The following is a 25,190-nucleotide window of genomic DNA, read 5'->3' on the forward strand; positions in this document are numbered from 1 at the left end:
TGTTAAGCACGCCGCCAGCGTTCGTCCTGAGCCAGGATCAAACTCTCCGTAAATGAATAACAACCAAACACACCCAAGGGCATGCCGGTAAACATCACGCCACCACACAAAATGCGATGACAAGTTTGAAACTGACAAAAAACAAAACAACACCAAACCCCGAAAGGCTCAGTACTGACTTGTATTGTCCAAATATGTTTCCAAAAGGAATCCTTACCCCCTCTGAAAGAAGAGGCACGGGATCAAATTGGCATTTGACATAGTGCACGCTGTTGAGTTCTCAAGAATCGAGCGCTTCCCTCTTCAGACCTCACGGTCATCTCTAAGGAGCCATCGTTTGCACTGCAACCACTGGACAAGACACGCAGCTCGTGAGCATGAAGCCCATCCCCCGCACACCCAACTAGAAGAACTAGCAGGTGACGATCTTGCACCCCAGTGAGGCAGGAGTTCCGAGTGTAGATCATGTTGCTCCAACTTGCAAGAACAAGTGGCAGATGCTGATCTTTCGTTCGGATGCCTGGCCCGTGCGACCCGCTCTCGCGTTTCGCTCCGTCGGCCTGACGAGGGATTACATTACGCAGGCCCCCAGCGAGACACAACTCGTGCAGCATCCCGGGCGTGTCGCCTGCAGGAACTGCCCCGCACTACGCTGCTGTGCGAGGTGGTCACCCGGCGTAGACACGCTGTGCGCCGCCGTCGAATCGCTCAAGCGCGCCGGTCTCGCCGGCCCGAACGGCTCGGCCACCGAGCCAGAGCGCGTACGCCAGATACAGCGCGAGTGCTGCTGCTCCGATGCCGATCTTCACCGGCCATGGCCACTCCTGCCGCGTGACGAACCCCTCGATCAGTCCCGAAAGGAACAGGAAGATGGTCGTGCCGATGGCGACGACGATCAGGGCGCGTCCGTCGTCGGCAAGCGACTGCATCCTCGTCTTCGCTCCCGGCGCCACCCAGGCCCAGAAAATGCGGAGCCCCGCGCCGGCCGCAACGAACACCATCGTCAGCTCCAGGAGCCCGTGCGGGGCGATCCAGAGGAAGAAGACATCGAGATGCCCGTGCGCACCGAGCACCGCCGCGCTCTGCCCGAGCCCGATCGCGTTCTGGATGAGCACGGCCGGCACCCAAAGGCCGGTAATGCCGAAGGCGATGCACTGGGCTGCGATCCACGCGTTGTTCGTGAACACCCGTGCGGCGAAGCTCGATTCCGAAAACTCGGAGTAGTAGCCGATGAAGTCCTCTTCGGCGTAGCGCTCGAGCGCGGCCTCCGACCCGAGGAAGCCAAGGATCTCGGGATTCGCGACGATCCACCAATAGCTGAGCGCCGCGGCTGCGATCGTGAAGAGCGCCGCGCCGAGGGTCCACCACCGCACCCGGTACAACGCGGCGGGCAGCGACAGCGTGAAGAACGTCGCCAGAACCAGCAGAATGTTTCGCCCGGCTCCGGTGAATCGTCCTCGTGCCCGCGACAGCTGCACCGAGAGGTACTCCCCCTCACGGGTGTCACCGTAGGTCGTGCGAAGCGCAGACAGCTCCGTTGACGAATCCTGGTATCGCGAGATGAGCTCATCGATCTCGGCCCCGGTGAGATTCCGGCGCCTCGCCAGCGCACCCAGGCGCTGCCAGTCCGCCGAACGGGCGGTTGTGAGAGCTTCAAGATCCATCTGTTTCAATACTGCCATGGCCACTCAGACGCGACCCAGGGAACGCCTGAACGTCGCGGACGAGATGCTCGTCGTCGGTGAGGGAGTCCACCTCGACGTGCGTCCCGCAGGGTTCGCCCTTCGAGCCGCCTCGGCCGCGCTCGACGCGCTCGTGTATATCGCGGGCTATGTCGGCCTGCTCATCCTCACGATGACCGTGCTCGCGAGCGACGACGTTCCCTTCGCCATCGACGACGCACTCCTGGGTGCGATCGCGACGACGCTGCTCGTCGTCTGCCTCGTCATCGCCCCTTGCGTCGTCGAGACACTCACGCACGGTCGATCGGTCGGCAAGCTCGCGACAGGATTGCGCATCGTCCGCGACGACGGCGGCGCTTCGGGCTTCCGCCAGGCACTCATCCGCTCGCTGCTCGGCTTCATCGAGCTCTACGGATCGGCCGGCGGCATCGCCATCATCACGGGTCTCGTGAACTCCCGAGCCAAGCGCCTGGGCGACATCCTTGCTGGAACGACCTGTCAGCGCGAGCGCGCCCCGAAGCTCCGCCGGCACCTCGGTCCCATGCCGCCACAGCTCCTCGGCTGGGCGGCCATCGCCGATGCCGGCAGACTTCCCGACCGCACCTCGCGCCGCATCCTGGACTACCTCGATCAAGCAGCCCAGCTCACACCCTCGCACCGGGACCGGGCGGCGGGCGAGATCGCCCGCGAAACGCTCCCACACGTGCACCCGATCCCCGACGTTGACGCCGACACCTACCTTCGCGGCCTCGCGGTGCTGCGAAGAGATCGCGAGCTCGCCGCGCTCACCTCGATCGCCCACCGTGAGGCCATGCTGGCGCCCACCCTCACCGGCATGCCGCACGCCTTCCCCGACCGGGGGTGACCTCCGGCAGGGGGTGACCACCCCGGGCAGCGCCTCGGCCACGCCAGCCGCACGCATCGGTCATATTGCCCCGCTGCACATAGTGAAGGCTCCCCGGACGAGGTCCGACGAGCCTTCACGATGTGGCTGGGGGTGCGATTCAGTAGCGGTAGTGGGCTACCTTGTACGGCCCGTCGACCTCCACGCCGATGTAGTCGGCCTGCTCTTGCGTGAGCTCGGTGAGCTGCACTCCAAGCGCGTCGAGGTGCAGACGCGCGACCTGCTCATCAAGGTGCTTCGGCAGCACATGCACGCCGAGCGGATACGCGTCGAGCCGCTGCCAGAGCTCGAGCTGCGCGAGCACCTGGTTGGTGAACGAGCTGCTCATGACGAAGGAGGGATGCCCGGTCGCGTTGCCGAGGTTCAGCAGGCGCCCCTCGGAGAGCACGAGCAGCGAGCGGGAGTTCGGCAGTCGCCACTCGTGCACCTGCGGCTTGATCTCGACGCGCGTCGCGCCGTCGAGCCCCTCGAGCGCGGCCATATCGATCTCGTTGTCGAAATGGCCGACGTTGCCGACGATCGCCATGTGCTTCATGCCGAGCAGATGCTCGAGCGTGAGCACGCTCTTGTTGCCGGTGCACGTGATCCAGATGTCAACCTGATCGAGCACGTCCTCGACCCGCGCGACTTGGAAACCGTCCATCGCGGCCTGCCAGGCGCAGATCGGGTCGACTTCGCTGACGATGACGCGTGCGCCCTGCCCTCGAAGCGCCTCGGCCGCTCCCTTGCCGACGTCCCCGTACCCGACAACAAACGCCGTCTTGCCGCCGATCAGCAGATCCGTCGCCCGGTTCAACCCGTCAGGCAGCGAGTGGCGGATGCCGTAGGTGTTGTCGAACTTCGACTTCGTCACCGAGTCGTTGACGTTGATCGCCGTGAACTGCAGCTCGCCGCGCTCCGCGAGCTCATAGAGTCGGTGCACGCCTGTGGTCGTCTCCTCGGTGACGCCGCGCACCTCCTCGGCTATGCGGGTGAAGTGTCCGGTGTCGATGGCCAGCGACGCACGGATGGTGTCGAGCACGACCCGCATCTCAGTGCTGTCTTCGTCGCTCGCGTCGCGGACGGCGCCGGCCAGCTCGGCCTCGCGGCCGAGGTGCACCAGCATGGTGGCGTCGCCGCCGTCATCCAGGATCAGGTTCGGGCCGACGGCGCCCTCAGCGCTCCAGTCGAAGATGCGCGAGGTGCACCACCAGTACTCCTCGAGCGTCTCGCCCTTCCAGGCGAAGACGGGAACGCCCTTGGGCTCGTCGACCGTGCCCTCCGGCCCGACCGCGACGGCCGCCGCAGCCTCGTCCTGCGTCGAGAAAATGTTGCAGCTCGCCCAGCGCACCTCAGCGCCCAGCGCGGTGAGGGTCTCGATGAGCACCGCCGTCTGCACCGTCATGTGCAGGGAGCCGGCGATGCGGGCACCCGCGAGCGGGTTCTGTCCCGCGTACTGCTGCCTGAGCGCCATGAGTCCCGGCATCTCGATCTCGGCGAGGCGGATCTGGTGCCGCCCAGCGGGGGCCAGCGCCACGTCTGCGACGACGAACGGACGCTCGGTGGAGAGCTCGATACCTGACGTGGGTGCCATGACTGCTGCTTCCTTGCTCGGGGGTGAGGGATGCTGATCTCGCGGCCCGCGCGTCGGCGCGGGCCGCGAGCGGGCTAGTTCGCGCGGATGAGGGCGAGCACCTGGTCGCGGAGCGACTCCAGGCGGCCCTCGTCCTTGGCTTCTGCGTTCAGGCGCAGCAACGGCTCGGTGTTGGAGGCTCGGACGTTGAACCACCAGAACCCGGTCTCGTCCGCGCCGCGCACCGTCAGGCCGTCGAACTCCTCGAACTCGGCGATGCCGCTGAAGGCATCGACGATGCGCGCGAGCGCCGCGGGCACGTCGGCGACCGTCGAGTTGATCTCGCCCGAGGCGAAGTAGGGGTTCTCGAGGGCGCCGATCTCGGAGAGCGGCCTGCCGGATTCACCGACGGCTGCCAGCACGTGCATCGCCGCGAGCATGCCGTTGTCGGCGCTCCAGAAGTCTCGGAAGTAGTAGTGCGCGGAGTGCTCGCCGCCGAAGACGGCGTTGGTCGCGGCCATCTGCGCCTTGATCAGGGAGTGGCCGACCTTGGTCTGCACCGCCTTGGCGCCCTCCTGCTCGATGGCCTCTGGGACATGGCGGGAGACGATGAGGTTGTGGAGGATCGTCGGCTCGGTCTCACCGGCGGCGCGCACGCGAGCGATCTCGCGGCGAGCCACGATCGCCGTGACCGCGCTCGGCGAGACTGGTTCGCCTCGCTCATCGATGAGGAAGCACCGATCGGCATCGCCGTCGAACGCGAGCCCCAGGTCGGCGCCGTGCTCGACGACGGCCGCCTGCAGGTCGACGAGGTTCTTCGGGTCGAGCGGGTTGGCCTCGTGGTTCGGGAACGTGCCATCGAGCTCGAAGTACATGGGCACGATCTCGAGTGGCAGGGCGCCGAGACCAGCGGCATCGCCGAGCACCGCGGGGACCGTGAGCCCGCCCATCCCGTTGCCGGCGTCGACAACGACTTTCAGCGGACGGATGCTCGAGAGGTCGACGAGCTGACGGAGGTAAGCCGCGTAGTCGGCGAGGACATCGATGCGCTGCTCGGCCCCCGGCTGCTCGACGGCGACGATGCCATCGTCGAGGTACGCGGCCGCGCGATCGCGGATCGCGGAGAGACCGGTGTCGAAGCTCAGAGCCTTTGCGCCGGCGAGCGACAGCTTGATGCCGTTGTAGGCGGCGGGGTTGTGGCTCGCGGTGAACATCGCGGCCGCGGCGTCGTAGCGTCCGGACGCGAAGTAGTCCTCGTCGGTCGAGCAGAGCCCGATGTGCGTGACGTTCGCGCCGCGCGCCGTCGCGCCGCGGGCGAACGCCGCGGCGAAGCCGGGCGAGGAGTCGCGCATGTCATGGCCGACGACGACCGCCTGGCCGGCGAGCGCGAACTCGTCGACGAAGCCGGCGCCGAGGGCGGTCACGAGCGTCTCGGTGAGCTCACTGCCGACGAGCCCCCGAACGTCGTAGCTCTTCACGACACCAGAGAGAGAACCCCGCTCGTCCGGAGACGCGGGTGCGATAGCCACAGAAGTCATGAACCCAAAACTACCGGACGCATCATGCTCCACCCCTGCGGTGGCGTCGAGCGCTCAGCGTGGCGCGCGCACAGGTCGTAGCTGTGCGGCTCGGCCGCGATGGCAAGCGGGCCGATCACGGCGAGCTTGTCTTCGTAGTCGAACGTCAGCGTGTACTCCGCCTTGCGGGTGCACGCGACTCGTGAGCATGGTCGGTTGGGCATCGGCGCAAGTCTACGCCGGGCGTAAACTCGCAGGCATGCCACGTCGCCGCCGGGAGAAGAAGTCCGAGAACGCCCGGAGGCAGGCGCGCCCTGAGCGAGGCCTGGCCCGCGGCCGGCACGGCAGGGGCATCCGCTCGAGCGTCGCGGGGCCGTACCTGCCGATGCTCACCGGCCGGGTCGTCAGGTTCGAGAACCATGTCGCCGATGCCATGAACTACCTGCGCGCCGCGAACCCGGAGCGGCTCGCGAACGTGCAGGTCGACATCGCGAATGTGCCCAAGACGCTGCAGCACTCCGACGGCATGGATCGCTGGCACGTCGAGGCGCCGAATCGGATCATCCTCTATCGGGTCGCCATCGACCGCCTCGCCCGCCTGCACTGCGAGGACCCGGTGCACTACCGGATGCTCGTCGAACGGTGCGTGCTGCAGGCGGTCGCCGAGCTGCTGGGCTCGGACCCGTGGGACATCGCACCGGAGCGCTTCGGCGACGAATAATGTCGCCCGCGCGGGCGCGCTGCCTCAGCGATAGACCGTGATCACCTCGGCGAGCGGGTTGCCCGCGTAGCTCGGAACGGCGGCGAGCTGTCCGTCGCCGGCGTAGGCGAGCTGGACGGAGACGCGGTCGAGTCCCTCGAGCCGGTACCCTCGCGACGCCTCGACGTCGACGGTGGCCGTGCCGTGCGCCGGGATCGAGATATCGGTCTCGGTTCCGTCTTCCGCGACGAGCGTCGCGGTTTTCGCGACGCCGTCGGCGTCGGCGAGCTGCAGCTTCGGCGACGGGCCGCTCGGCACGGCGACGACCTGGCTTCCGCTCAACGGCGGCACGGGCAGGTACCACGCCAGGTCGGAGGTCGTCGCGGTCGCCGTCGTTTGCACAGCGGCGACGACGGGGCTGCTTGCCTCGATCTCGAACGTGTACTGGCCGATCGGGTAGCCGGTGAGCGGAACCTCGGTGGTCTTGCCACCCTCGATCGTCAGCGAGATCGGCTCGAGCGGCGTGCCCGCCGCGTCGCGCACGTCGATCGTGAGTTCGGTTTCCTCGCCGCCCGGCGCGAAGACACGGAGCATGGCACCTCGGTCGAGCACGAGGGTGCCGTCCGCCTCGGAGGCCGTGCTCGTCGACGGCACGCCGACGATCGACAGCGAGGTGCTCGGAGCGTCCTGGGCCCCGATGATCTCGATCCCACTCGGCGTCGCACCCGACGTGCGCGTCTGATGCAGCGTCGAGATGACGCTGCCGGAGACGGCCTCGACCTGGACCACGAGGTCTGCTCGTCCTGGGGCGACGCCCTCGAGGCTCACCACCTCGCGACTGCTCGCGGGGACCGTGATCTCGCGGAGCGTCGGTGCCTGCACCGTGCCGTCCGCGGTCGACACGGTGACCCGCACGTCGGCGGACCGCTCGGCCGGGTTGACGATGACGAGCTGCGTGCTGCTCCCCTCGGCCGTGCTCCCGCCGACGAGCCACTGCTCGGCGGAGGGCATGCGGCACGCCGTTGCCGCGAACCCCGCCGCGGAGGGCTGCGTGAGCTCGAGGGTCTGCGTCGCGGCGAACGCGGTTGGCTCGCCGTTCGCGTCGAGGCCCGGGACGGTGAAACGGACGGGGGCGAGCGCCTGCTGGTCGTCCGCCGCCGGGGTCGACTGAACGACCGGCGCGATATCGAGGTCGTCCTGATCTCCGGCGAGGCGGATGCTCGTGGTGCCGAGCGTCGCCGGCAGCGTCGGGTCGTCGGTGGCGAGGCCCAGCAGCGTGAGCGGTCCGGGGCAGACCCGGTCCTGCGCGCTGGCGACCGGGCTTACGAGCACGGAGTTCGGGGCGGCGGACAGCCCGCCCTCCGGCGCGAGCTGTGCGGCGGCGACGACGCCGCCGACGGCCAAGATCGCGGCTCCGACGCTCAGCCCGCGCCAGAGCGGACGCCTGCCGGGGCGCTTCCCCGGGGTTCCCCTGGCTGCATCGTCCGCCGCGCGAGCCTCGGCGATCACCTTCGACTCATCGAGCTTCATGGTCGCCTCCTCGAGTTCCGGTGCCCAGCACATCGTCGTCGTCTTCGGCGAAGTCATCGACGGTGAGCGAGGTCACGTCCCGTCGCAGCCTCCGCGCATCGCCCACCGCGTTGCTACCGTCGAGGTCGTACCACGGTGGCGCGGTCGTCGTCTCGCGGCGTCGCAGATCGGCTGCCCTGGCGCCGAGTCCCCCGGTCGGGAGCGCGGTCAGTAGCGTCAGCGCGAGCAGCACGCCCTGCACGATCAGCATCGAGCGGCCAAGCGCCGTGCCCGTGTTCGCCGTGTCGAGCGGACCGGCGACGTTCGGGTCGGTGGGTTCGAGCGTCGGCCCAACGACCTGCCAGAGCGAGCCGAACTCGGTCGCCCCTGCCGGTCGCAGCCCTGGGTTGGCGTCGAGCGACGAGACGAGGCGCCCCTGCATTGTCGCGGCGTCGCTCGCCCCCTCCGGCACGAGCAGATACGAGATGCCCAGCGCGTGGAGCTCCTCGGTGGGGCGGAACAGCGAGTCCGAGGCGAAGTTCACCGCGAGCTCGGCGAGTCGCTGGTCGCCGGCAGAGAAGCCCACGCTGGTCGTGCGCAGCGTCGACTGCGAATCGAGGCTGTCGCCGGTGCCGCGTTCGAGCCGCACCTCGACCGCGCCAGAAGCGAGCGGCACGATGACGAGAGTGCCGACCTCGTCGGATGCCCGGCCCTGGGCGTCGACGATGGCTGGCAGGGAGCGACCGTCGCCCGCCCCGATGAGCGAGTCGCCGCGGAGCACGGCCGTCGCCGGAAGCGCAGCGATGAGGATGACGCCAGCCAGCGCGATGCCGGCGAGCACGTGCGCCGACCGCCGTCGGAGCGCCCCAAGCATGGCGACCGCTGCGATCAGGACACCGAGCCACATGAGCGACTGCGCGCTCCCCGGCCACAGGGTGATGCTCTCGACGCCGACGTGGGCGAAGCCGAACCGGATCGCGGCCGCGGCCGTCGCGAAGCCGAGCACCACGAGCTGCAGCCCAAAAAGGGCCGCGCGCCAGGTGCGACTGCCTGGAGCAAGCAACGCCAGCAGGAAGAGGGGTGCGAGGAGGACGGCGGCGACGATGGGCGAGGCGGGGAAGGAGTCGAGCAGGCCGCCTGCCCAGCTCGGATCGTGGACGAGCGAGCTGGGGAATCCCAGGAGCAACTGCCACGCCTCCGGCGCGGTGCTGGCCAGCGGGACGCCGGGGTCGGCGAACAGCGCGAGCGGCCGGCCCCGGTTCCACTGCGCGACCGCCAACGGCGCGAACAGAACCAGCGTCGGCACGGCCGTCAGGAGACGCTGCAGGACACCGCGGCCCCCGGTGACGGTCCAGATCAGCCACACGACCGCGAGGGGCACGGCGAGGAGCGGAGCGGATGCGATCGCGACGGCGGCGAGGAGTCCCGTGGCCGCCGCACGGGACCAGTTCCTGGATGCGCTCAAAGCCGAGAAGATCAGCCATGGCAGGACCAGGTGCGCGATGACCGCGGCGACCCGACCCTCGGCGAGCGCGACGAGCAGCGGCGGCGCGAGCATCCACCCGAAGGCGGCGAAGGCGCGCAATCCCGGTCGGGTGGTGAGTCGGGCCACGAGCATCCACGCGCCCATCGCGGCGAGCGGCAGCGCGAACAGCCAGAGCAGCACGATGCTGAGGCTCGGATACCAGAAGGTGACAGTGCCGAGCACGGCGAGCACGTAGGTGAAGGGGTCGGCGACGCCGAACGCCCCGTCGCCGACGTCGCGGACCCCGTAACCCGTGCGTCCCCAGAGCGTGCCGACGGAGTCGGCGAGCGGCAGCAGCCCGCCACCCGAGAGCGTCGACTGTCCGAGCAATGGAAGGGAGAGGGCGACACCGAGGAGCGTCGAGACCAGCAGCACCCACAGCCCACCTGATCCCACGAGGGAGTACCGCTCGCGCTCCTCGTGCGTCAGCGCCCTGAGCTGCTCACGCTGCAGCCCCAGCGTCTTCTGGTTCTCCTCGGCGCTCACGAGCAGGGGCTCGATGACCGTCCACGGTTCCGTTCGCGTCTTTGCGAACTGCGCCCTCGACCGGGCTGCGCCCGTCGCGCCGAACGTCACCCGCCCTGCGGAGCGCAGCTCCGCGATGACTCGCCGCGGACGCTTCCTCACGAGGTGCCAGATGCCCTTGAGGAGCGCGATGGGGATGAGGAGCACGCGCAGGATCGCAAACGCCGCGACCGGGGTCTTCGTCAGGCTGCGGTGCACCCGTGCCGTGTCGCGCGCAGCCTCGACCGCGGAAGCGCTCATGCCCGGGTTCATCGCCGCGGTGCCAGGAGCCCCAGGGTCGCACGCGACCCGGGCGGACGGCGTCAGCAGCACACGGCCCCCAGCGAGCCACACGCGCGTGCAGAAGTCGAGCGCGTCATCCACCGCCGGTAGCCCCGGGTCGAAGCCGTCCAGCGCCAGCCACGGCTCTCGGCGCACCAGCATGCCGCCGGCGGCCACGCCGAGCACGTCGGACTCCTCGTCGAACTGCCCCTGGTCGAGCTCGTCTTCGCGCAGGCGAAGGCTCTCGCCGTTCTGGAGCATCGACTGGCCGAATTCCACCAGCGTCGCTGCGTCGTCGCTGCGCACCAGCTTCGGCCCGGTCACCTCGAGCGATGGGTTGCGCTCGGCCGTCGCGAGCAGCTGCTCGAGCGCGTCGTGCTCCGGGGCGTTGTCTGCCGAGAGCAGCCAGAGCCAGTCGCCCTCCGACTGGAGCTCCTGCTCCTCCAGGACGGCCACCGCTTCTGCGACCGCGGCACCGAACGTGGTGTCCGTCTCGAGCGTCAGCAGGATGTCGGGCTCGGCCTCCCGCATGACCTCCAGCGTCGAGTCCTTCGACGCGAGGTTCACCATCACGACCCGGTCAGGGATGCGCGTGGAGCCTTCGAGCGCGGCGATCGTGCGCTCGAGCGAGCGCGACGCATCTCGCGCGACAAGGATTGCGGTGACTCCGGGACGCATTGAACGAATGGTATTCGGCCCACCCGAGCGTTGCCACATTGCGGGCGGCAAGCCGCGAACGCGAGGAACCGCATCTGCCTTCCTCCGCCGCACATGCGAAAGGCCCCGCCCGACCGAAGTCGATGCGGGGCCTTTCTGCGTGCCGTGCTCCGGCGCTCGAACCCGAAATCGGTGCTCCAGCCTCGGGCGGTGAGACGACGTTTATGCCTGCTTGCGCAGCTTGCGCCGCTCGCGCTCGCTCAGCCCGCCCCAGATTCCGAAGCGCTCGTCGTTGGAGAGCGCGTACTCGAGGCAGTCGCTCCGAACCTCGCACGAGTCGCAGATGCGCTTCGCGTCGCGAGTCGACCCGCCCTTCTCTGGGAAGAAGGCCTCTGGATCGACCTGCGCGCAGAGCGCGTCAGCCTGCCACGCGAGCGGGTTGTCGTCGCCGACATTCCTGCGAACTCCTGGGACGCCGAGGTTGACCGGGTCGACATACCAGTCTTCCGGAACCGAGGGGTTCCTCCCTGGAATTGCCATATCACGTTCTCCCCACGTTGCTTGCGGGCACCTGCCCGCGCGTCGGAATCATTACATCGTTGTAATTCACCCCGCGTCAAGTCGGAAGCCCTCAACACTAAGCCCGGTCTTGAGACTTTTCGCAGAAGCCGCGCGCGATTCGCCTCGGCGTGTCGTCGAGAAACCCTCGCGGGGCCGGGGTTCGACCCCCGCGGCCCCGCACGCTGGAGATTCCCAGCTAGTCGGCGTGTCGCATCGGCACCGTGTCGCGCCGGTCGAGCCCTGGGCCGGCGGCGAACAGGTCGACCGAGCCGAGCACCCGAACCGGGAGCTCATCAGCGGTCACGAAGAAGGACTGCCCAGCGCTGATCGTGCTCGCCGACTTCGCACCCTCGAGGCGGGCTTCGCCGTCGAGGCACAGCAGGATCGTCGGGCCGTCGAGGTGGATGGTGCGTGCCGTCTCCTCGTGTCCTGGAACGACGCGCACGAGGCGGAAGTCGGGAATCTCGGGACGGTACTCCTCGACGCCGTCCTGGATGCGCGTGGCCGCGATGTAGGGCGGCGGCACCGGCGCGAAGTCGAGGCGCGCGAGCAGCTCCGGGATGTCGATGTGCTTGGGGGTGAGCCCGCCTCGCAGGACGTTGTCGGACGCGGCCATGATCTCGATGCCGAGGCCTCGCACGTAGGCGTGCATGTTGCCGGCCGGCAGGAAGATCGCCTCGCCGCGCCTGATCGTGATGTGGTTGAGCAGCAGTGCGAGCGCGACGCCCGGATCTCCCGGGTACATGCGAGCGAGCGTCGCGATGATGCTCCGCTCCCGCGCGAAGCGCTCCCCCTGGGCGCCAGCTTCGTCCCCCGCGAGCGCGACGCGTGACACTGCGGCCACCAGCTGCTCGACGACCTCGCCACCCTCGAGGAGCGCCGTCACCAGCTCGCGCAAGCTGTCACTGGTCGACAGGGACGCGACGCGGGCAGCGAAGTCGGCGAGCGCAGCGCGCTCGGTCGCAGCGAGCGCGGGGTCCCCCGCCGCGCGTGCCTCGAAGTCGGCGACCAGCTCCGCGACCTCCGCGAAGTCCCGGAAGCCGGCGAGCGCATCCATCGTGTCGCTGAGCGCGAGCAGCATCTCCGGCTTGTGGAGCGGGTCCTTGTAGTTGCGCTCCGGCGCGTCGAGGGGCACGCCGGCAGCGTTCTCCCGCTCGAAGCCGCGTCGCGCATCCGCCAGAGTGGGATGCACCTGCAGCGAGAGCGGGGCTGCGGCGGAGAGCACCTTCAAGAGGTAGGGCAGTCCCGGGCCGTCGCCCTCACGGAGGCCCATCGCGTAGCGACCGAGCGCCGCCACCGGTTCCTGCGCGATCCACGCGTCGAGCGTCGCGGCACCGCCGACGGACTCGGGGTCGACGATGCGGCTCGGCGCGCCGGGGTGGGTGCCGAGCCAGAGCTCGGCCTGCGGCACACCGTCCCAATCGGCATCGTCGAGGGTGCAGGCGCCGGAGGTGCCGAGCAGCTGCGAGATCGAGCCGGGGGCACCCCAGGCGTAGTCACGGGGCGCATTCTTCAGTGGCAGAAACATCACGCGAAGGCTACCGAATCTCAGTGCACCTGTGGGTGCGTCCGCCGGAACTGCAGGGCTGGCACAACCGCCCGGTGCACCCCGACACTCGAATTGACGGATTCCGCCAAGACGCTGGCGCCCGCCGCGCGGGCTTCATAGGCTCGCGGAGCGCTCGCGTCGTCGCAGCACGCACTGCAGCCAGCTGGCACGACCACGGAGCGCGACTCACCAGCGCCACTCGAGACAGGACGGTCATGGACGACACCGAGCTTCAGCTTCTGCCAGGCGACTTCACGGGACTCGAGGCCGAGCTCTCCCCGGAAGAGAAGGGCCTGATCGCCAACCTCCGTGGCTACCTCGAGCGCGATGTGCGTCCGGTGATCGACGCCCACTGGGAGGCGGCGACCTTCCCGCGCGAGATCGTCGGCGGGCTCGCCGCAGCCAGAGTCGTCGGCCTCGCCTTCGAAGAGACCAGGCCATTCCCGAATTCTGCGGTCTTCCGAGGGTGGACAGCCCTCGAGCTCGCCCGCGTCGACGCGAGCGTGGCCACCTACGTCGGCGTGCAGAACGGACTCGCCCTCGGCGCGGTCGGACTGTGCGGTTCGGCCGCACAGCGCGAGCGGTGGTTGCCGGCGCTCGCCTCCGGCGAGATCGTAGGCGCCTTCGGTCTGACGGAGCCCGGATCCGGCAGCGACTCGGCGCGAGGGCTCACGACCACCGCGGAGCGAGTGGGCGACGAGTGGGTGCTGAACGGGGCGAAGCGATGGATTGGGAACGCCACGTTCGCGGACATCGTCGTCATCTGGGCGAAGGACGTGGCGGACGGCCAGGTGAAAGGCTTTGTCGTCGACACCTCGCTGCCGGGCTTCACCGCCACGAAGATCGAGCGCAAGGTCTCGCTCCGCATCGTGCAGAACGCCGACATCACGCTCGACGCCGTCCGTGTGCCCGCCGACGCCAAGCTCGAGCACGCGAACTCCTTCAAGGACACCGCGCGCGTGCTGCGGAAGACCCGAGCCGAGGTCGCCTGGCTGGCCACGGGCATCGCGGTCGGCGCCTACGAGGCGGCCCTCGCCTACGCACAGGAACGCATCCAGTTCGGAGCCCCCATCGCGGCGCGGCAACTCATCCAGGAGCGCCTCGTCGATGCGCTCGGACTCATCACCTCGAGCATCGCGCTCTGCGTTCGCGTCTCCCAGCTCGACGATGCTGACGCCCAGAAGGACGAGCATTCGGCCCTCGCGAAGGCCGTCACAACGAGCAACATGCGACAGGTGGTCGCGCTCGCCCGTGAGGTGTGCGGAGGCAACGGCATCGTCGCCGACTACGGCGTCGGCCGGTTCTTCGCCGACGCCGAGGCCATCTACTCGTACGAGGGCACCAGGGAGATGAACACGCTCATCGTGGGCCGCTCCATCACGGGTCACGCGGCCTTCGTGTGAGCGCCGCGTTCGACGGGCCAGACCGCCCGCTCGAGGGAGCGAGGACCCGGGGCGTCTCCCGGTGAGCGACAATGGGCCGGTGAGCTCCACCCGATACCCAGTAGACACCGCCGCGACGGAACGCGCCCCCTGGCGCCGATTCGCGGCTCGGGTACCGGGTAGCCCCGGCCTCACTGCCTTCGCGACCTTCACGTTCTTCACGGCCTTCGCCGGAGACTTCTGGCGGAACCTGCTGACCTGGTACGGCTTCGGCGTCATCGCTGCGCTCATCGTCGGTGCCTCCATCTGGCTCCTGGCCAGCAAGAAGCCGCTGCCGAAGATCATGCACCTGCCCTCCGCGCTCCTCGCCTTTGTCGCCTGGTGCGCGCTCTCGATCGTCTGGTCGGCGTACCGACCCGAGTCGCTGCTCGGCTTCGGCATCCAGCTCGTCACCGCCATCGTCGCGCTCGCGCTCGCGGTCTCGCTCACCAAGCCGCAGTTCCTGCGGGCCTTCAGCGCGGCCATGCGCTGGATCCTCGGGCTCTCGCTCGCGTTCGAAGTCCTCGTCGCCATCTTCTTCCCCGCCGGGGTACTGCCCCTCGCCATGCTCATCCCCGGCGAGCTCGAACGAATCAGCGGCATTCCTGGGGCGACCGCAGAGACCGTCCCGGCGGCCTTCCTCTGGAGCCAGGGGCACATCTTCGCCGGCAGCGCGATCCAGGGCATCCTCGGCAACCGCAACCTGCTCGCGATGGTCGCGCTGCTCTGCGTCATCGCCGTCGCAGTGCAGTGGTACGCCAAGCAGCTCAAGCGCTGGCCAGCCGCCACCTGGATCGTGCTCGGCCTCGTCACCATCCTGCTCTGCAAGTCGGCGACGGTCTTCGTCGGCTGCGCGATCGTGCTCCTCGCCGTCGCGCTCGTCTTCATCGCGAGGCCCCTCAGCAACGCGCAGCGCTGGGGCATGTACGGCGCGGTCTTCGCCGTCATGCTCGTTGTGGGCTGGATCGTGCTGCAGTTCAACACGCAGCTCTTCGGCCTCATCAACCGCTCGAGCGACATGTCGGGACGCGGCGACATCTGGGCGGAAGTCGGCCGCCTCGGCAGCGAGCACTGGCTCGCCGGCATGGGCTGGATCAGCTACTGGGCGCCATGGGTCGAGCCGTTTAAGGGGCTCCTCGTCGTCGACGGCGTCCACTTCCTGCAGGCGCACAACGCCTACCTCGACGTGTGGATGCAGACCGGGCTGATCGGCGCCTTCTTCTTCGTCGGCATCGTGCTGTCGACCCTCATCCGCACCTGGTGGCTCGCCGTCGACCGGCCGCAGACCGACGCGAGCGGACCGCGGGACTTCCCCCCGACCGCCATGCTGGCGTTCCTGCTCATGGTCGCGCTCACCGTGCAGTCACTCACCGAGTCGCGGCTGCTCGTCGAAGGCAACTGGCTCCTCCTCTGCTACCTCGCGATCTACTCGAAGCTGCGCATCCAGGACCTCCCGGCGCTGCCGAGACGCACCATCTCGACCAAGACCGGCCCGCTGCCGATTATCGAGCGGAACAAGCTCGAAGGGCTCTGAAGCCTCACGTACCCGCGACGCGGAGCAGGTCGGCGCACGACAAGGTGAACGTCTTGCCTGGAGCGACCGCGAACACACGCTCGCCCGCGGGCTCGGCTGAGCACTCGGCGACCGCGACCCGGTACTGAGCATCCCAAGGTTCGGCCGCGAGTCGATCGTTCGGCACTGCACCCCACTGCACCGCGACGGCCGCGCCGACAACGACGAGGACCGCGCCCGCCACGACGCGAGCCGCGCGCGGCGCACGTGCACCCCAGCGCTCGACGATCGCCGACGCTGCGAATGGGAAGCACGCGAGCGCGAAGATCGCTGCCGCGGCGCCATAGCGAACGTCGACCTGCGCCAGCAGCCAGTCGGCGCCCTCGAGCCTCGCGTACTGGAAGATCGTGAGCGGATTCACGAGCAGGGCCCCGCCGAAGGCCGCCGCCGACACCAGCAGCAGCGCTGCGAGCGAGGACCGGTGATGGCGAGTCCCGACAGCCAGAACCAGACCGACCGCGAGCGCGAAGGGCACGACGGCGGCGAGCAGCAGGCCGATGCCGTCGCGAGCGAGGAGCTCCGAGTTAGCAGCCGTGTCACCGCTCCAGACCGGGAGAATCGCGGTCGCACCCCAGCCGACGACCACATCGGGGATGGAGATCGGGCCGTGCGGCGCGTTGAAGACCGGCCTCGGCGCGAGCAACCAGGTGAGCACCTGCGGAACGGCCCCGAGAAGCGCACCGAACAGCAGCAGCCACACTCCCCGGCTCCGATCCCAGCACAGCCGGAGCAGAAGCACCGGCAGCGCGACGATCGCCTGCACTTCGGTCAGGAAGCAGACGAGGACCACCCCGGCCCACAGCAGGTCTTCGCGCGCGGAACGCTCACCCCTCGCCAGGAAGATCCAGACGACGAGCCACAGGCAATAGGTGTGCAGGTTGGCGAGATCGCCGAGCACCTCCCTGCTGATGAGCGGGACCAAGACGGGCACCAGCGACACCGCGACTCGTGCAGGTAGCCAGGTGATGATCCCCCGAGCAAGGCGGAACGTGCCCGCGCACACCGCAGCGACCGCGACGAGACTGAGGAGCGAGACCGCGACCCCGAAGTTGTCGAGCGGCACCGACTCCGCAGCGACGATCGTGAACACCCGCGGGAGGAAGTGCTGGTAGCCCGCATACGGGTGAAAGAGCGTCGCCGCGCTCCCCAGCTCGATGTGCTCGCGGAGGAACGTGTCGCCGTCCTCAGCCCATAGCACCCCATGGCCCCCCGCCGGAACCCTGAGCCACGCAAGACCGAGCGCCACGATGAAGAGTCCGGCGATCCACCCCGATTCCCTCGCTCTGGAGAGTCGCCAGGGTTCCGACTCGGAACCGACCTCGCGACTTCGCATTCGTCGATGCTAGTCGCCGGCGCGAACGCACCGCGGCGAGGGACACGAGCGCAAGTGCTCCCGGCGATATGCTCGGGGCCATGCCAAGCAGCGCACCCGAACCACGAAGCTCCGCCGAACTCGCCACCGAGGTCGAAGAGCTCCGCGAACGCCTCGATGAGCTCGCCCGCGAACGCGCTGACGAGAAGGCAGAGAACGCCAAGCTCAAGGCACGGATCCTCGCGTTGCAGAACTCCCTCGATGACGCGCACTACCACCTCAACATCCGACCGACGACGCTCCAGCGGGTGCGGAACCTCATCCGCCGTCTGCCCTCGATCGTGCGTACCCTGCCGACCCGCCTGCTCGCCGTGCCGCGACGCATCCTGGGTGGCATCAAGTGAAGCTGAGCGACCTCAAGGCCCCGAGGCGCCTCGGGATCTTCTTCTTCTTTGACGAGCAGGGCGTGGTCGACGACTACGTCACCACGCTGCTCGACGGCATGCAGGCGCACCTCGACCACGTCATCGTCGTGGTCAACGGAGCGCTCGACGACGCCGGGCGAGCGCTCTTCACCGCACGCCCCGACACCGACCTCATCGTGCGCCCCAACGAGGGATTCGACTCCTGGGCGTACAAGACCGCCATCGACTCGATCGGCTGGGAGGGGCTCGCCGAGTACGACGAGTTCGTCATGTTCAACTTCACGATCGTCGGCCCGGTGGCAGACCTGGCGCTCATGTTCGACACGATGGATGCCAAGGACCTCGACTTCTGGGGCGTCACGGTGCACCACGCCGCCCCGTTCGACCCCTTCGGCGTGCTCGAGACCCCGACCCTGCCGGTACACATCCAGTCGCATTTCATCGCGGTCCGCCGCTCCATGTTCCAGTCGGAGCCCTTCCAGGACTACTGGGACGACCTGCCGCCGATCCCCGACTACTCGCACGCCGTCGCCAAACACGAGGCGAAGTTCACCTGGTTCTTCGACCGCCTGGGCTTCGCGTGGGAGGCCTACGTCGACACGAGCGACCTCGAGCCGTACACGCTCTACCCGCTCAACACCTACCCCGTCGAGCTCATCGAAGAACGCAACTGCCCGTTCTTCAAGCGCAAGACACTCTTCGCCGGCATCCCGTCGACGATGGAGGAGATCACCGGGTTCAATGCGACCCGCCTCTACTCGTTCCTGGAATCGTCCGGACGCTTCGACATGGACCAGCTCCGCCGCCACATGCAGCGCAGCATGGACCAGTACGCGCAGTTCACGACCTTGCACGATTGGGTGATGCTCGAGCCGGTCGCCGAGACGAGCGCCGACTTCGCCGTGGTCGTGCCCACCGGCGCAGGTTTCGAGGAGCGACTCGCGCGTGCGCGGCACATCGCTGGCGCCAGCTCCATCGTCGTTCCCGGCACGCGCACGCGGCTCCACGACGCGGAGGCACTGATCCGCGACGCCGGCGCGAAGGCCGTCGAGGTCGCCGCCCACTGGTCGGAAGCCGCCAGCACGATCACGCAGGACGTCACGCTCCTGCTCGGACCCGACGCCTTCCACCAGAGCGGTCGCCTCGCCGACCTGATCGACGCCCGTGACTTCGGGGCCGAGACCTTCGGGCTCCCCGACCCTTCCGCCGCCGTCACGCAGTTCACGCGCTCACCCGAGCTCGGGCTGCTCGTGGCCGCCCCGCTCCTCCACGGCGAGCACTTCGGCGAGCTCGGGCGTGAATGGGAGCACACGACCCCAGCCTTCGAAGCCATAGCCGCCATGCTCGGCATCGCAGTGCCCTACTCGCGCCGGACAGCCCCGTTGCAGGGCTCAGGCGGCACAGTCGTCGTGCGAACGGATGCGGTGCGCGCCCTGGGTGCGGCCGTGGCAGCGGCCCCGTACGGGAGCCTCGTGCAACTCAGCACCCGCGACTGGCAGAAGCTCGTCGCCCTCGCAGTGCAGACCGCCGGCTACGTGCCGCGAGTCGCCGTGACCCCGAAGCTCGCGACCTACCTCCTGTCGATGACCTTCGACCTGCTGCGCCGCATCAACCGCGCCGTCGGGCCGAGCGGCGGCTCCCGCGCATCCACCCTCATCACGCGCATCGAGTCGCTCCGCTGATCGTGATCGGCTGAGGCGACGTGCGCCTCAGCCGGGCGGGCGCGGTTACGGCGTCGGGGTCGCGCGCTCCAGGACGTCGGCGCAGGCGAGGTCGAAGTACCTGATCCCAGGTGCGCTCTCGAACGTGTACGCCGACTCCGGGTTAGCCTCACACGCCACCACGGCTGCGGCGACCTGTTCGCTCCAAGGCTTCGCCATTGTCTTCGCGGAGGCGACCTCCGGACCCTGGATCGCGATGTACGCCAAGACGACGGTCGAGACCGTCAGCACCACGATTCGGGAGATCACCGGGAAGCGCGGGCTGAACCGGGTAACCAGCGAAGACGCGGCGAACGGCAGCGTGACGAGCACAAAGAGCGCTGCGGCCGCGCCGTAGCGGAGGTCGATCGGCACCAGGAACCACTCCGGCCCGACGAAGCGGGCGTACTGGAACGACTCGTGGGGGTTCACGAGCAGCGAGCCCCCGAAGGAGGCCGCCGAGATGAAGAGCAGGCTGCACAGCGCGAACCGCTGATAGCCCTTGTCCAGGATGAGTGCCACGAGCGCCGCGACGGCGAAGGGGAGAACGGCGAGCGCGAGCACCTTCCATCCGTGTTCGGCCAAGAGGATTGAGTTCGTCTCCCGGTGCCCGTTCCAGATGGGCAGCACCGCGTTGACGAGCCACCCGACGACAACGTCCGGGATCGAGATGTCGACGCCCTCCTTGATGGGACGCGGCGTGGTGAGCCAGGAGTACATCTGCGTGCCCACGCCGATGAGCGTGCCCGCAGCGATGGCGATCGTCGGGATGCTCCGGTCCCAGAGGAGTCGGATGACGACGATGGGCACAATGAGCAGCGCCTGCACCTCGGTGAGGCACGCGACCAGCGCGACGAGGCCCCAGAGCACCCCCTCGACCTTGCTCGCGGGCTTCGACAGCGCAACCCAGGCAGCGAGCCAGAGGCAGTACGTGTGCAGGTCAGCGAAGTTGCCGATGATCTCCAGGCTGAGCAGCGGCACCGCCACCGGGATAAGCGACATGAAGAACCTGGCGGGGATCCAGCGGATGATGCCCCGCGTCAGTCGATAGGTGGCGGCCGCCGTCAGCCCGGCGAAGACGACGCAGACCGTGAAGACAGCTCGGTTGTACAACTCAAGCGGCACCAGCTCGACGACGCCGGCGCTGAACAGCCGCGGAAGGAAATGCTGGTAGCCGGCGTAGGGGTGGAACAGCGTGCCGAGCGTGCCTCGCTCGATCTGCTCCTTGAGGAAGATGACCCCATCCTCAGCCCAGACCACGTCGTGGTCCGGAAGAGGGATGCGCAGCCACGTCCACGTGGTGACGACGAGGAACGCCACGCTGACCCAGACCCAGTCGCGCCGCATCCAGTCCGGAAGCCGTCGAGCTGTGGGAGTCGGCCTGACCGCACTGGGTGTCGTCCTCGTCATGCGTCTCCTCTTTTGCCAGCGGCCGCGCGTCCTGCGCCGCCTCGTCCACCGCAGCAAACATCATGGCACGGAACGTGTGCTGCCCCGCTGGCCTCGGAGACCGGATTCCGTGCTCCGTTAGAGTGAGGGCCTTGTCGAAAGGAACGTCATGACAGAACGCCAACGGGTGCTGGTGACCGGCGCTGGGGGCTACATCGGGCGCCACGTCGTCAACGCCCTGCTCGCCGAGAACGCCGACGTCGTCGCCGTCGTCCGCCCCGGTGGTGCCGCCAAGGTCAACCCGGGCGCGACGATCGTCGAGCTCGACCTGCTCCGCAACGGCGCCGACTACTCGAGCATCCTCGAACCGGCCCCGACCGCCGTCATCCACCTCGCCTGGGAAGCGGGCTTCGCCCACAACTCCCCCGTGCACATGACAAAGCTCTCCGAGCACTTCACGTTCCTGAACGCAGCCGTGGAGGCCGGCGTCAAGCGCCTCGCAGTGCTCGGCACCATGCACGAGGTCGGCCGACACGAGGGCGCGATCACGGCAGAGACACCCACGAACCCGCTCTCCCTGTACGGCATCGCCAAGGACGCGCTTCGCAAGTCGTCGTTCCTCACCTTCGACGACAAGGTGACGCTGCAGTGGCTTCGCGCGTACTACATCTACGGCGACGACCGAAACAACCAGTCGATCTTCACGAAGCTCCTCGAAGCTGCGGATGCGGGCAAGGCCGAGTTCCCCTTCACGTCGGGCAAGGCGAAGTTCGACTTCATTCACGTCGAAGAGCTCGGCAGGCAGATCGCTGCGGTGGCGCTCCAGGACGAGCTGCGCGGCGTCATCAACGTCGGCTCCGGCGTCCCGGTTTCCCTCGGAGAGCACGTCGAGCGCTTCATCACCGAGAACGACCTCGAGATCGCGCTGCAGTACGGGGCCTTCCCTGACCGTCCGTACGACTCAAAAGAGGTCTACGGCGATGCGACTGCGATCCAGTCGCTGATGGCGGACCGCGCCAGGGACTGACCCGAACGCCGGCACCACGCGAGAGGGGCACGCTGTCGAACGACGGCGTGCCCCTCTCGCGATGTCGCGAAGCTCAGCGCTTCAGCACCGCTTTAGCCGCACTGCGGGCTTTGCGCTCAAGGCGGACAGACGGCATCCGCTCGACCGACTGGAGCTGCTGTCGAGCTGCCTGCAGCTCAGCGCCAAGGCGGGCGGCCTGTGCACGCGCATCCGCCGCGCTGTGCTCCGCGGCCGCGGTACGGTCCTCGCGTAGCTGCAGCTCGAAGAGCTTCGTCTGCGCCTCGGCCTCGCGCTGACCGAGTTCGTTGTAGCCGGTTCGGAGCCCAGCCAGGTCGAGTTCCCGCTGGTAGAGCGTCGTGTTCCGCTCGTCGACCTCCTCACGGAGCAGGCGAACCTCCTCGTGGGCGACGTCGTCGTACTTCTGGAAGAGCGCGGCCCGCTCGCGGAGGCGCAGCAGCTGCTCGTCGCTGTAGACCTCATCATCATCGTCGTCGAGCACCGCAGACAACCGGTCGGGAACGACGGCTTTGTCGCCGATCGTGCGCAGGGCATCCACGATCGAGGTGTCCTCGACATAGCCGCCTGACGCCAGCTCGGAAGTCGTCGGCATGCGCAGCGCGAAGAAGTCCTCAAGGACGCCAGCCTTGTAGCGTCGCCAGTCGCGCATCCCGTGATGGTTCGCGCTCGGGCGCAGCCCTGGGTTCGCTTCGAAGCCGAGGGCCATGGCCACCGTCTTGCGCTCGAACTGCGACCAGGAGCGCCACGGAACATGAAGCACCTCAAGTTCGAAGCCCTCAGGCACGTCGCCCTGCTGCTCGAGGGAGACGAAGTGGTTGCCGTGCGCGACCTCGACCTCGTCCGAGCCCACGTGGATCGCATTGGGGGTGGGATGCGCGAAGACGCCTGCGCGGTTCAGCGCTTCAACAGAGCGCTCGTCGCGGAAAATGAGGCGGGCGAGGCCACTGCCCTCGCGGCCGAACGACCCGACCATGTTCACGACCGGGACACGGAAGGTCGTGATCGCCGTGTCGTACTGCTCGAGCGCCTGACGCACGGTCAGGGCGCGCTCGCGCGCGAACACGAACTCGTCGGCGTCGCCGTTGATGACCCAGTCGGCACCATGCTCGGCGTACGCGGACCGCGCCATGCGCGTCACGACCTGCGCCTGCTGCTTCTTGTGCTCCGGATCGTGCAGGAGCGTCATGACTCCCTTGGCCTCGTAGTCCTCGAGGATCTCGCGGGTCCCGTCGACCGACGCGTTGTCGGTCACGATGAGGTGGTCGATGCCCTGAGCGAGCGAGTGCTCCACGACGGCCGCGATGATGTCGGCCTCGTCGCGAACCATCATGGTCATGACGATTTTCATGGGCCAAGGCTACCCCGCTGTAGCATGGGGCATCGGCGGGCGCCCACCGGCGCCTGACCCCGACCGACTCCATCCAGGGTCGCCGTGAGCAGAGCAAAGGACGCCAACCGCATGCGTCGAGTGGTATTTTTCCTCGTCTACGACAAGCAGGGACACGTCGGCGGCTACGTCGAGCATTGCCTCCGCGAGCTTCGCGCCCACGCCGAGCACATCTTCGTCGTCTCCAACTCTCCGCTCACGACAGACTCCCGTCGCCGCCTCGAAGCCGTCGCCGACACCGTGTGGGAGCGCGAGAACATCGGCTACGACGTCTGGGCGTACCGGGATGCGCTCCGCGAGTTCGGCGCCGACCGCCTCCTCGACTACGACGAGCTCATCCTCGCCAACTACACCTTCTATGGCCCCATCGGCTCGTTCGCGCCGCTGCTCGAGGAAGCCGACGCGAAGGCAGTCGACTTCTGGGGCATCACCGACCATGCGGCGGTCGTTCCCAACCCCATCACCATGACCGGGGTCATGCACCGCCACATCCAATCGCACTGGATCGGCGTCCGCCGCAACATGTTCACCTCGGACGCGTGGCGTTCCTACTGGGACGACATGCCGCGCATCGACTCCTACGACGACTCGGTCATGCTCCACGAGGCGCGCTTCACGCACCACTTCGAGTCGGCCGGCTTCTCGTCATGGGTCGCGTACTCCTCCGCGCACTACGGCGATCAGCATCCCATCTTCAACCTCGCCGACGTGCTCATTGCCGACGGCTGCCCGATCGTCAAGCGCCGGTTCTTCTTCCACGACCCCATCTACCTGGACGAACTCGCCATCATCGGACGGCGCGTGCTCGAGCAGCTCGAGGAGAAGCAGTACCCCGTCGACCTGCTGTGGCAGGACATCGGCACGACAGCGAAGCCGCGCATCCTGAACACCAACGCGGCGCTCCTCGAGATCATGCCTGACATCGACCTCGGCGGCGCTGATCCGAGCGAGCTCCGCGTCGTCGTGATCGCGCACGTCTTCTACGAGGAGATGATCGACGAGATCGTCGACCTCGCCAACACGATCCCCGGCGGCTACGACCTCGTCGTGACCACCGCGAACGCCGACAAGCAGCGGGCCATCCAAGAGCGGCTCGTCGAGCTCGGACGCCACGGCGACGACGTGCGCGTCGTCGCCTCGAACCGCGGCCGCGACATCTCGGCGTTCCTGCTCAGCTGCAAGGACGTGCTCGAGTCAGGGCGCTACGACATCGTCGTGAAGCTCCACTCGAAGAAGAGCCCGCAGAACGGCTTCAACTCGGGGCGACACTTCAAGGAGCACCTGTTCCAGAACCTCCTCAACTCCCCCGGGTACACGACGAACCTGCTGCGCCTGTTCGTCGACCACTCCACGCTCGGCATGGTCTTCCCACCAATGATCCACATGGGCTTCCCGACGCTCGGCCGCGCCTGGTTCGCGAACCTCGAGCCAGCGAAGGCGCTCGCCGCGAAGCTCGGGATGCGCGTCGAGTTCGACGAGACCAGCCCGCTCGCGCCGCTCGGATCGATGTTCATCGCGCGTCCCGAGGCGCTGCGCCCCCTGGTGCAGGCGGGCTTCGCCTGGGAGGACTTCCCGGACGAAGGGCAGTACGCCGACGGCGGCCTGCCCCACGTGCTCGAACGACTCCTGGGTTACTCCGCGATCAGCGAAGGATTCCACGTGCGGACCGTGCTCACGACGCACAACGCGGCGATCTCGCACACGCTCCTCGAGTACAAGGTGCAGGAGATCACCGCCGGCCTGCCAGGGCTGTTCCGCGAGCAGGTCGAACTGGTACGCCGCTACATCGCCTCGCAGGCCGAGTCGCCGCTCGGGCGCGCGAAGGGACTCGTGCTCAGTCGCACACCCGGGCTCGCGAACGCGCTGCGCCCCGTCTACAGCCGGTCGCGGGCCGCGTACCGCAACTTCCGGGCGGGCCGCTGAGCCGCTCCACCCCTCGGGCGCGCCCCTCGGTGACCGCCGCGCGAGGCTCCAAGGCGGCGCGAAGGCCTGGTGT

19 protein-coding genes are annotated in these 25,190 nt (G+C 68.3%); 8 read left to right on the forward strand and 11 right to left on the reverse strand.

What is annotated here, in order from left to right; translation table 11 throughout:
- Positions 1-668: 668 nt before the first annotated feature.
- Positions 669-1,664: a stage II sporulation protein M gene (locus ACPYN9_RS01710; RefSeq protein ID WP_424463362.1), complete on the reverse strand. Its 996-nt coding sequence runs from the start codon at positions 1,662-1,664 to the stop codon at positions 669-671.
- Positions 1,665-1,680: 16 nt separating this feature from the next.
- On the opposite strand from ACPYN9_RS01710, the gene ACPYN9_RS01715 reads away from it, so the two are divergent.
- The gene (locus ACPYN9_RS01715; RefSeq protein ID WP_424463364.1) at positions 1,681-2,547 is read left to right on the forward strand and encodes an RDD family protein; all 867 of its coding nucleotides are present in this window, start codon (positions 1,681-1,683) and stop codon (positions 2,545-2,547) included.
- A 139-nt stretch (positions 2,548-2,686) separates the two neighbouring features.
- Here ACPYN9_RS01715 and ahcY read toward each other — a convergent pair whose 3' ends face one another.
- From ahcY to ACPYN9_RS01730, 3 genes are all read right to left on the reverse strand, one after another.
- Positions 2,687-4,159, reverse strand: coding sequence for an adenosylhomocysteinase (gene ahcY / locus ACPYN9_RS01720; RefSeq protein WP_424463366.1), 1,473 nt, complete (start codon positions 4,157-4,159; stop codon positions 2,687-2,689).
- A 74-nt stretch (positions 4,160-4,233) separates the two neighbouring features.
- A complete protein-coding gene (locus tag ACPYN9_RS01725; protein ID WP_424463367.1) occupies positions 4,234-5,676 on the reverse strand; it encodes a phosphomannomutase/phosphoglucomutase in 1,443 nt (480 codons plus the stop codon).
- Positions 5,673-5,879 carry a DUF3499 family protein gene (locus tag ACPYN9_RS01730; RefSeq protein WP_424463369.1) on the reverse strand — a complete coding sequence of 69 codons (207 nt, stop codon included), beginning with the start codon at positions 5,877-5,879 and terminating at the stop codon, positions 5,673-5,675. The genes ACPYN9_RS01725 and ACPYN9_RS01730 overlap by 4 nt, the downstream gene beginning before the upstream one ends.
- Before the next feature lie 35 nt (positions 5,880-5,914).
- Here ACPYN9_RS01730 and ACPYN9_RS01735 point away from each other — a divergent pair, with 35 nt between their 5' ends.
- Positions 5,915-6,376, forward strand: coding sequence for a hypothetical protein (locus ACPYN9_RS01735; RefSeq protein WP_179557960.1), 462 nt, complete (start codon positions 5,915-5,917; stop codon positions 6,374-6,376).
- A gap of 24 nt (positions 6,377-6,400) precedes the next feature.
- On the opposite strand, the gene ACPYN9_RS01740 is transcribed toward ACPYN9_RS01735, so the two are convergent.
- The 4 genes from ACPYN9_RS01740 to manA form a co-directional block, all read right to left on the reverse strand.
- Positions 6,401-7,885: a DUF5719 family protein gene (locus ACPYN9_RS01740; RefSeq protein WP_424463371.1), complete on the reverse strand. Its 1,485-nt coding sequence runs from the start codon at positions 7,883-7,885 to the stop codon at positions 6,401-6,403.
- Positions 7,872-10,853 (reverse strand): glycosyltransferase, encoded by a 2,982-nt coding sequence (locus ACPYN9_RS01745; protein WP_424463373.1) that lies wholly within the window; start codon positions 10,851-10,853, stop codon positions 7,872-7,874. The genes ACPYN9_RS01740 and ACPYN9_RS01745 overlap by 14 nt, the downstream gene beginning before the upstream one ends.
- Positions 10,854-11,054: 201 nt before the next feature.
- Positions 11,055-11,372 (reverse strand): WhiB family transcriptional regulator, encoded by a 318-nt coding sequence (locus ACPYN9_RS01750; protein ID WP_424463375.1) that lies wholly within the window; start codon positions 11,370-11,372, stop codon positions 11,055-11,057.
- Positions 11,373-11,589: 217 nt separating this feature from the next.
- Entirely contained in the window at positions 11,590-12,921 is a 1,332-nt protein-coding gene (gene manA, locus ACPYN9_RS01755; RefSeq protein WP_424463377.1) for a mannose-6-phosphate isomerase, class I, read from the reverse strand.
- A gap of 236 nt (positions 12,922-13,157) precedes the next feature.
- Here manA and ACPYN9_RS01760 point away from each other — a divergent pair, with 236 nt between their 5' ends.
- A complete protein-coding gene (locus ACPYN9_RS01760) occupies positions 13,158-14,345 on the forward strand; it encodes an acyl-CoA dehydrogenase family protein (protein ID WP_424463379.1) in 1,188 nt (395 codons plus the stop codon).
- A 79-nt stretch (positions 14,346-14,424) separates the two neighbouring features.
- Positions 14,425-15,897: an O-antigen ligase family protein gene (locus tag ACPYN9_RS01765; protein ID WP_424463380.1), complete on the forward strand. Its 1,473-nt coding sequence runs from the start codon at positions 14,425-14,427 to the stop codon at positions 15,895-15,897.
- A gap of 4 nt (positions 15,898-15,901) precedes the next feature.
- Here ACPYN9_RS01765 and ACPYN9_RS01770 read toward each other — a convergent pair whose 3' ends face one another.
- Positions 15,902-17,269 (reverse strand): hypothetical protein, encoded by a 1,368-nt coding sequence (locus tag ACPYN9_RS01770; RefSeq protein WP_424463382.1) that lies wholly within the window; start codon positions 17,267-17,269, stop codon positions 15,902-15,904.
- 80 nt (positions 17,270-17,349) lie between these two features.
- On the opposite strand from ACPYN9_RS01770, the gene ACPYN9_RS01775 reads away from it, so the two are divergent.
- Together ACPYN9_RS01775 and ACPYN9_RS01780 are read left to right on the forward strand one after the other, a co-directional pair.
- Complete coding sequence (locus ACPYN9_RS01775) at positions 17,350-17,652, forward strand: hypothetical protein (protein WP_424463384.1); 303 nt, start codon at positions 17,350-17,352, stop codon at positions 17,650-17,652.
- On the forward strand, positions 17,649-19,355 hold the full coding sequence (locus ACPYN9_RS01780; RefSeq protein ID WP_424463386.1) for a rhamnan synthesis F family protein: 1,707 nt from the start codon (positions 17,649-17,651) through the stop codon (positions 19,353-19,355). Before ACPYN9_RS01775 ends, ACPYN9_RS01780 begins: the two co-directional genes overlap by 4 nt.
- Before the next feature lie 45 nt (positions 19,356-19,400).
- On the opposite strand, the gene ACPYN9_RS01785 is transcribed toward ACPYN9_RS01780, so the two are convergent.
- Positions 19,401-20,783, reverse strand: coding sequence for a hypothetical protein (locus tag ACPYN9_RS01785; protein ID WP_424463388.1), 1,383 nt, complete (start codon positions 20,781-20,783; stop codon positions 19,401-19,403).
- A 148-nt stretch (positions 20,784-20,931) separates the two neighbouring features.
- Between ACPYN9_RS01785 and ACPYN9_RS01790 the strand changes: the two genes are divergently transcribed.
- Complete coding sequence (locus tag ACPYN9_RS01790; protein ID WP_424463390.1) at positions 20,932-21,789, forward strand: NAD-dependent epimerase/dehydratase family protein; 858 nt, start codon at positions 20,932-20,934, stop codon at positions 21,787-21,789.
- A 73-nt stretch (positions 21,790-21,862) separates the two neighbouring features.
- On the opposite strand, the gene ACPYN9_RS01795 is transcribed toward ACPYN9_RS01790, so the two are convergent.
- A complete protein-coding gene (locus tag ACPYN9_RS01795) occupies positions 21,863-23,155 on the reverse strand; it encodes a glycosyltransferase family 2 protein (protein WP_424463391.1) in 1,293 nt (430 codons plus the stop codon).
- An 84-nt stretch (positions 23,156-23,239) separates the two neighbouring features.
- On the opposite strand from ACPYN9_RS01795, the gene ACPYN9_RS01800 reads away from it, so the two are divergent.
- A complete protein-coding gene (locus ACPYN9_RS01800; protein WP_424463393.1) occupies positions 23,240-25,117 on the forward strand; it encodes a rhamnan synthesis F family protein in 1,878 nt (625 codons plus the stop codon).
- Positions 25,118-25,190 lie beyond the last annotated feature (73 nt).

This window comes from Pseudoclavibacter helvolus (assembly GCF_049707175.1).
Lineage (GTDB): Bacteria > Actinomycetota > Actinomycetes > Actinomycetales > Microbacteriaceae > Pseudoclavibacter > Pseudoclavibacter helvolus_A.

Excerpts from the sequence above, each read along its gene's own strand:
- ACPYN9_RS01750 (WP_424463375.1), bottom strand. The coding sequence starts at position 11,372 with ATGGCAATTCCAGGGAGGAACCCCTCGGTTCCGGAAGACTGGTATGTC.
- ACPYN9_RS01775 (WP_424463384.1), top strand. The coding sequence starts at position 17,350 with ATGCCAAGCAGCGCACCCGAACCACGAAGCTCCGCCGAACTCGCCACC.
- ACPYN9_RS01785 (WP_424463388.1), bottom strand. The coding sequence starts at position 20,783 with ATGACGAGGACGACACCCAGTGCGGTCAGGCCGACTCCCACAGCTCGA.
- ahcY (WP_424463366.1), bottom strand. The coding sequence starts at position 4,159 with ATGGCACCCACGTCAGGTATCGAGCTCTCCACCGAGCGTCCGTTCGTC.
- ACPYN9_RS01760 (WP_424463379.1), top strand. The coding sequence starts at position 13,158 with ATGGACGACACCGAGCTTCAGCTTCTGCCAGGCGACTTCACGGGACTC.
- manA (WP_424463377.1), bottom strand. The coding sequence starts at position 12,921 with ATGTTTCTGCCACTGAAGAATGCGCCCCGTGACTACGCCTGGGGTGCC.
- ACPYN9_RS01790 (WP_424463390.1), top strand. The coding sequence starts at position 20,932 with ATGACAGAACGCCAACGGGTGCTGGTGACCGGCGCTGGGGGCTACATC.
- ACPYN9_RS01730 (WP_424463369.1), bottom strand. The coding sequence starts at position 5,879 with ATGCCCAACCGACCATGCTCACGAGTCGCGTGCACCCGCAAGGCGGAG.
- ACPYN9_RS01715 (WP_424463364.1), top strand. The coding sequence starts at position 1,681 with ATGGCCACTCAGACGCGACCCAGGGAACGCCTGAACGTCGCGGACGAG.
- ACPYN9_RS01725 (WP_424463367.1), bottom strand. The coding sequence starts at position 5,676 with ATGACTTCTGTGGCTATCGCACCCGCGTCTCCGGACGAGCGGGGTTCT.
- ACPYN9_RS01745 (WP_424463373.1), bottom strand. The coding sequence starts at position 10,853 with ATGCGTCCCGGAGTCACCGCAATCCTTGTCGCGCGAGATGCGTCGCGC.
- ACPYN9_RS01740 (WP_424463371.1), bottom strand. The coding sequence starts at position 7,885 with ATGAAGCTCGATGAGTCGAAGGTGATCGCCGAGGCTCGCGCGGCGGAC.
- ACPYN9_RS01770 (WP_424463382.1), bottom strand. The coding sequence starts at position 17,269 with ATGCGAAGTCGCGAGGTCGGTTCCGAGTCGGAACCCTGGCGACTCTCC.
- ACPYN9_RS01735 (WP_179557960.1), top strand. The coding sequence starts at position 5,915 with ATGCCACGTCGCCGCCGGGAGAAGAAGTCCGAGAACGCCCGGAGGCAG.
- ACPYN9_RS01795 (WP_424463391.1), bottom strand. The coding sequence starts at position 23,155 with ATGAAAATCGTCATGACCATGATGGTTCGCGACGAGGCCGACATCATC.
- ACPYN9_RS01710 (WP_424463362.1), bottom strand. The coding sequence starts at position 1,664 with ATGGATCTTGAAGCTCTCACAACCGCCCGTTCGGCGGACTGGCAGCGC.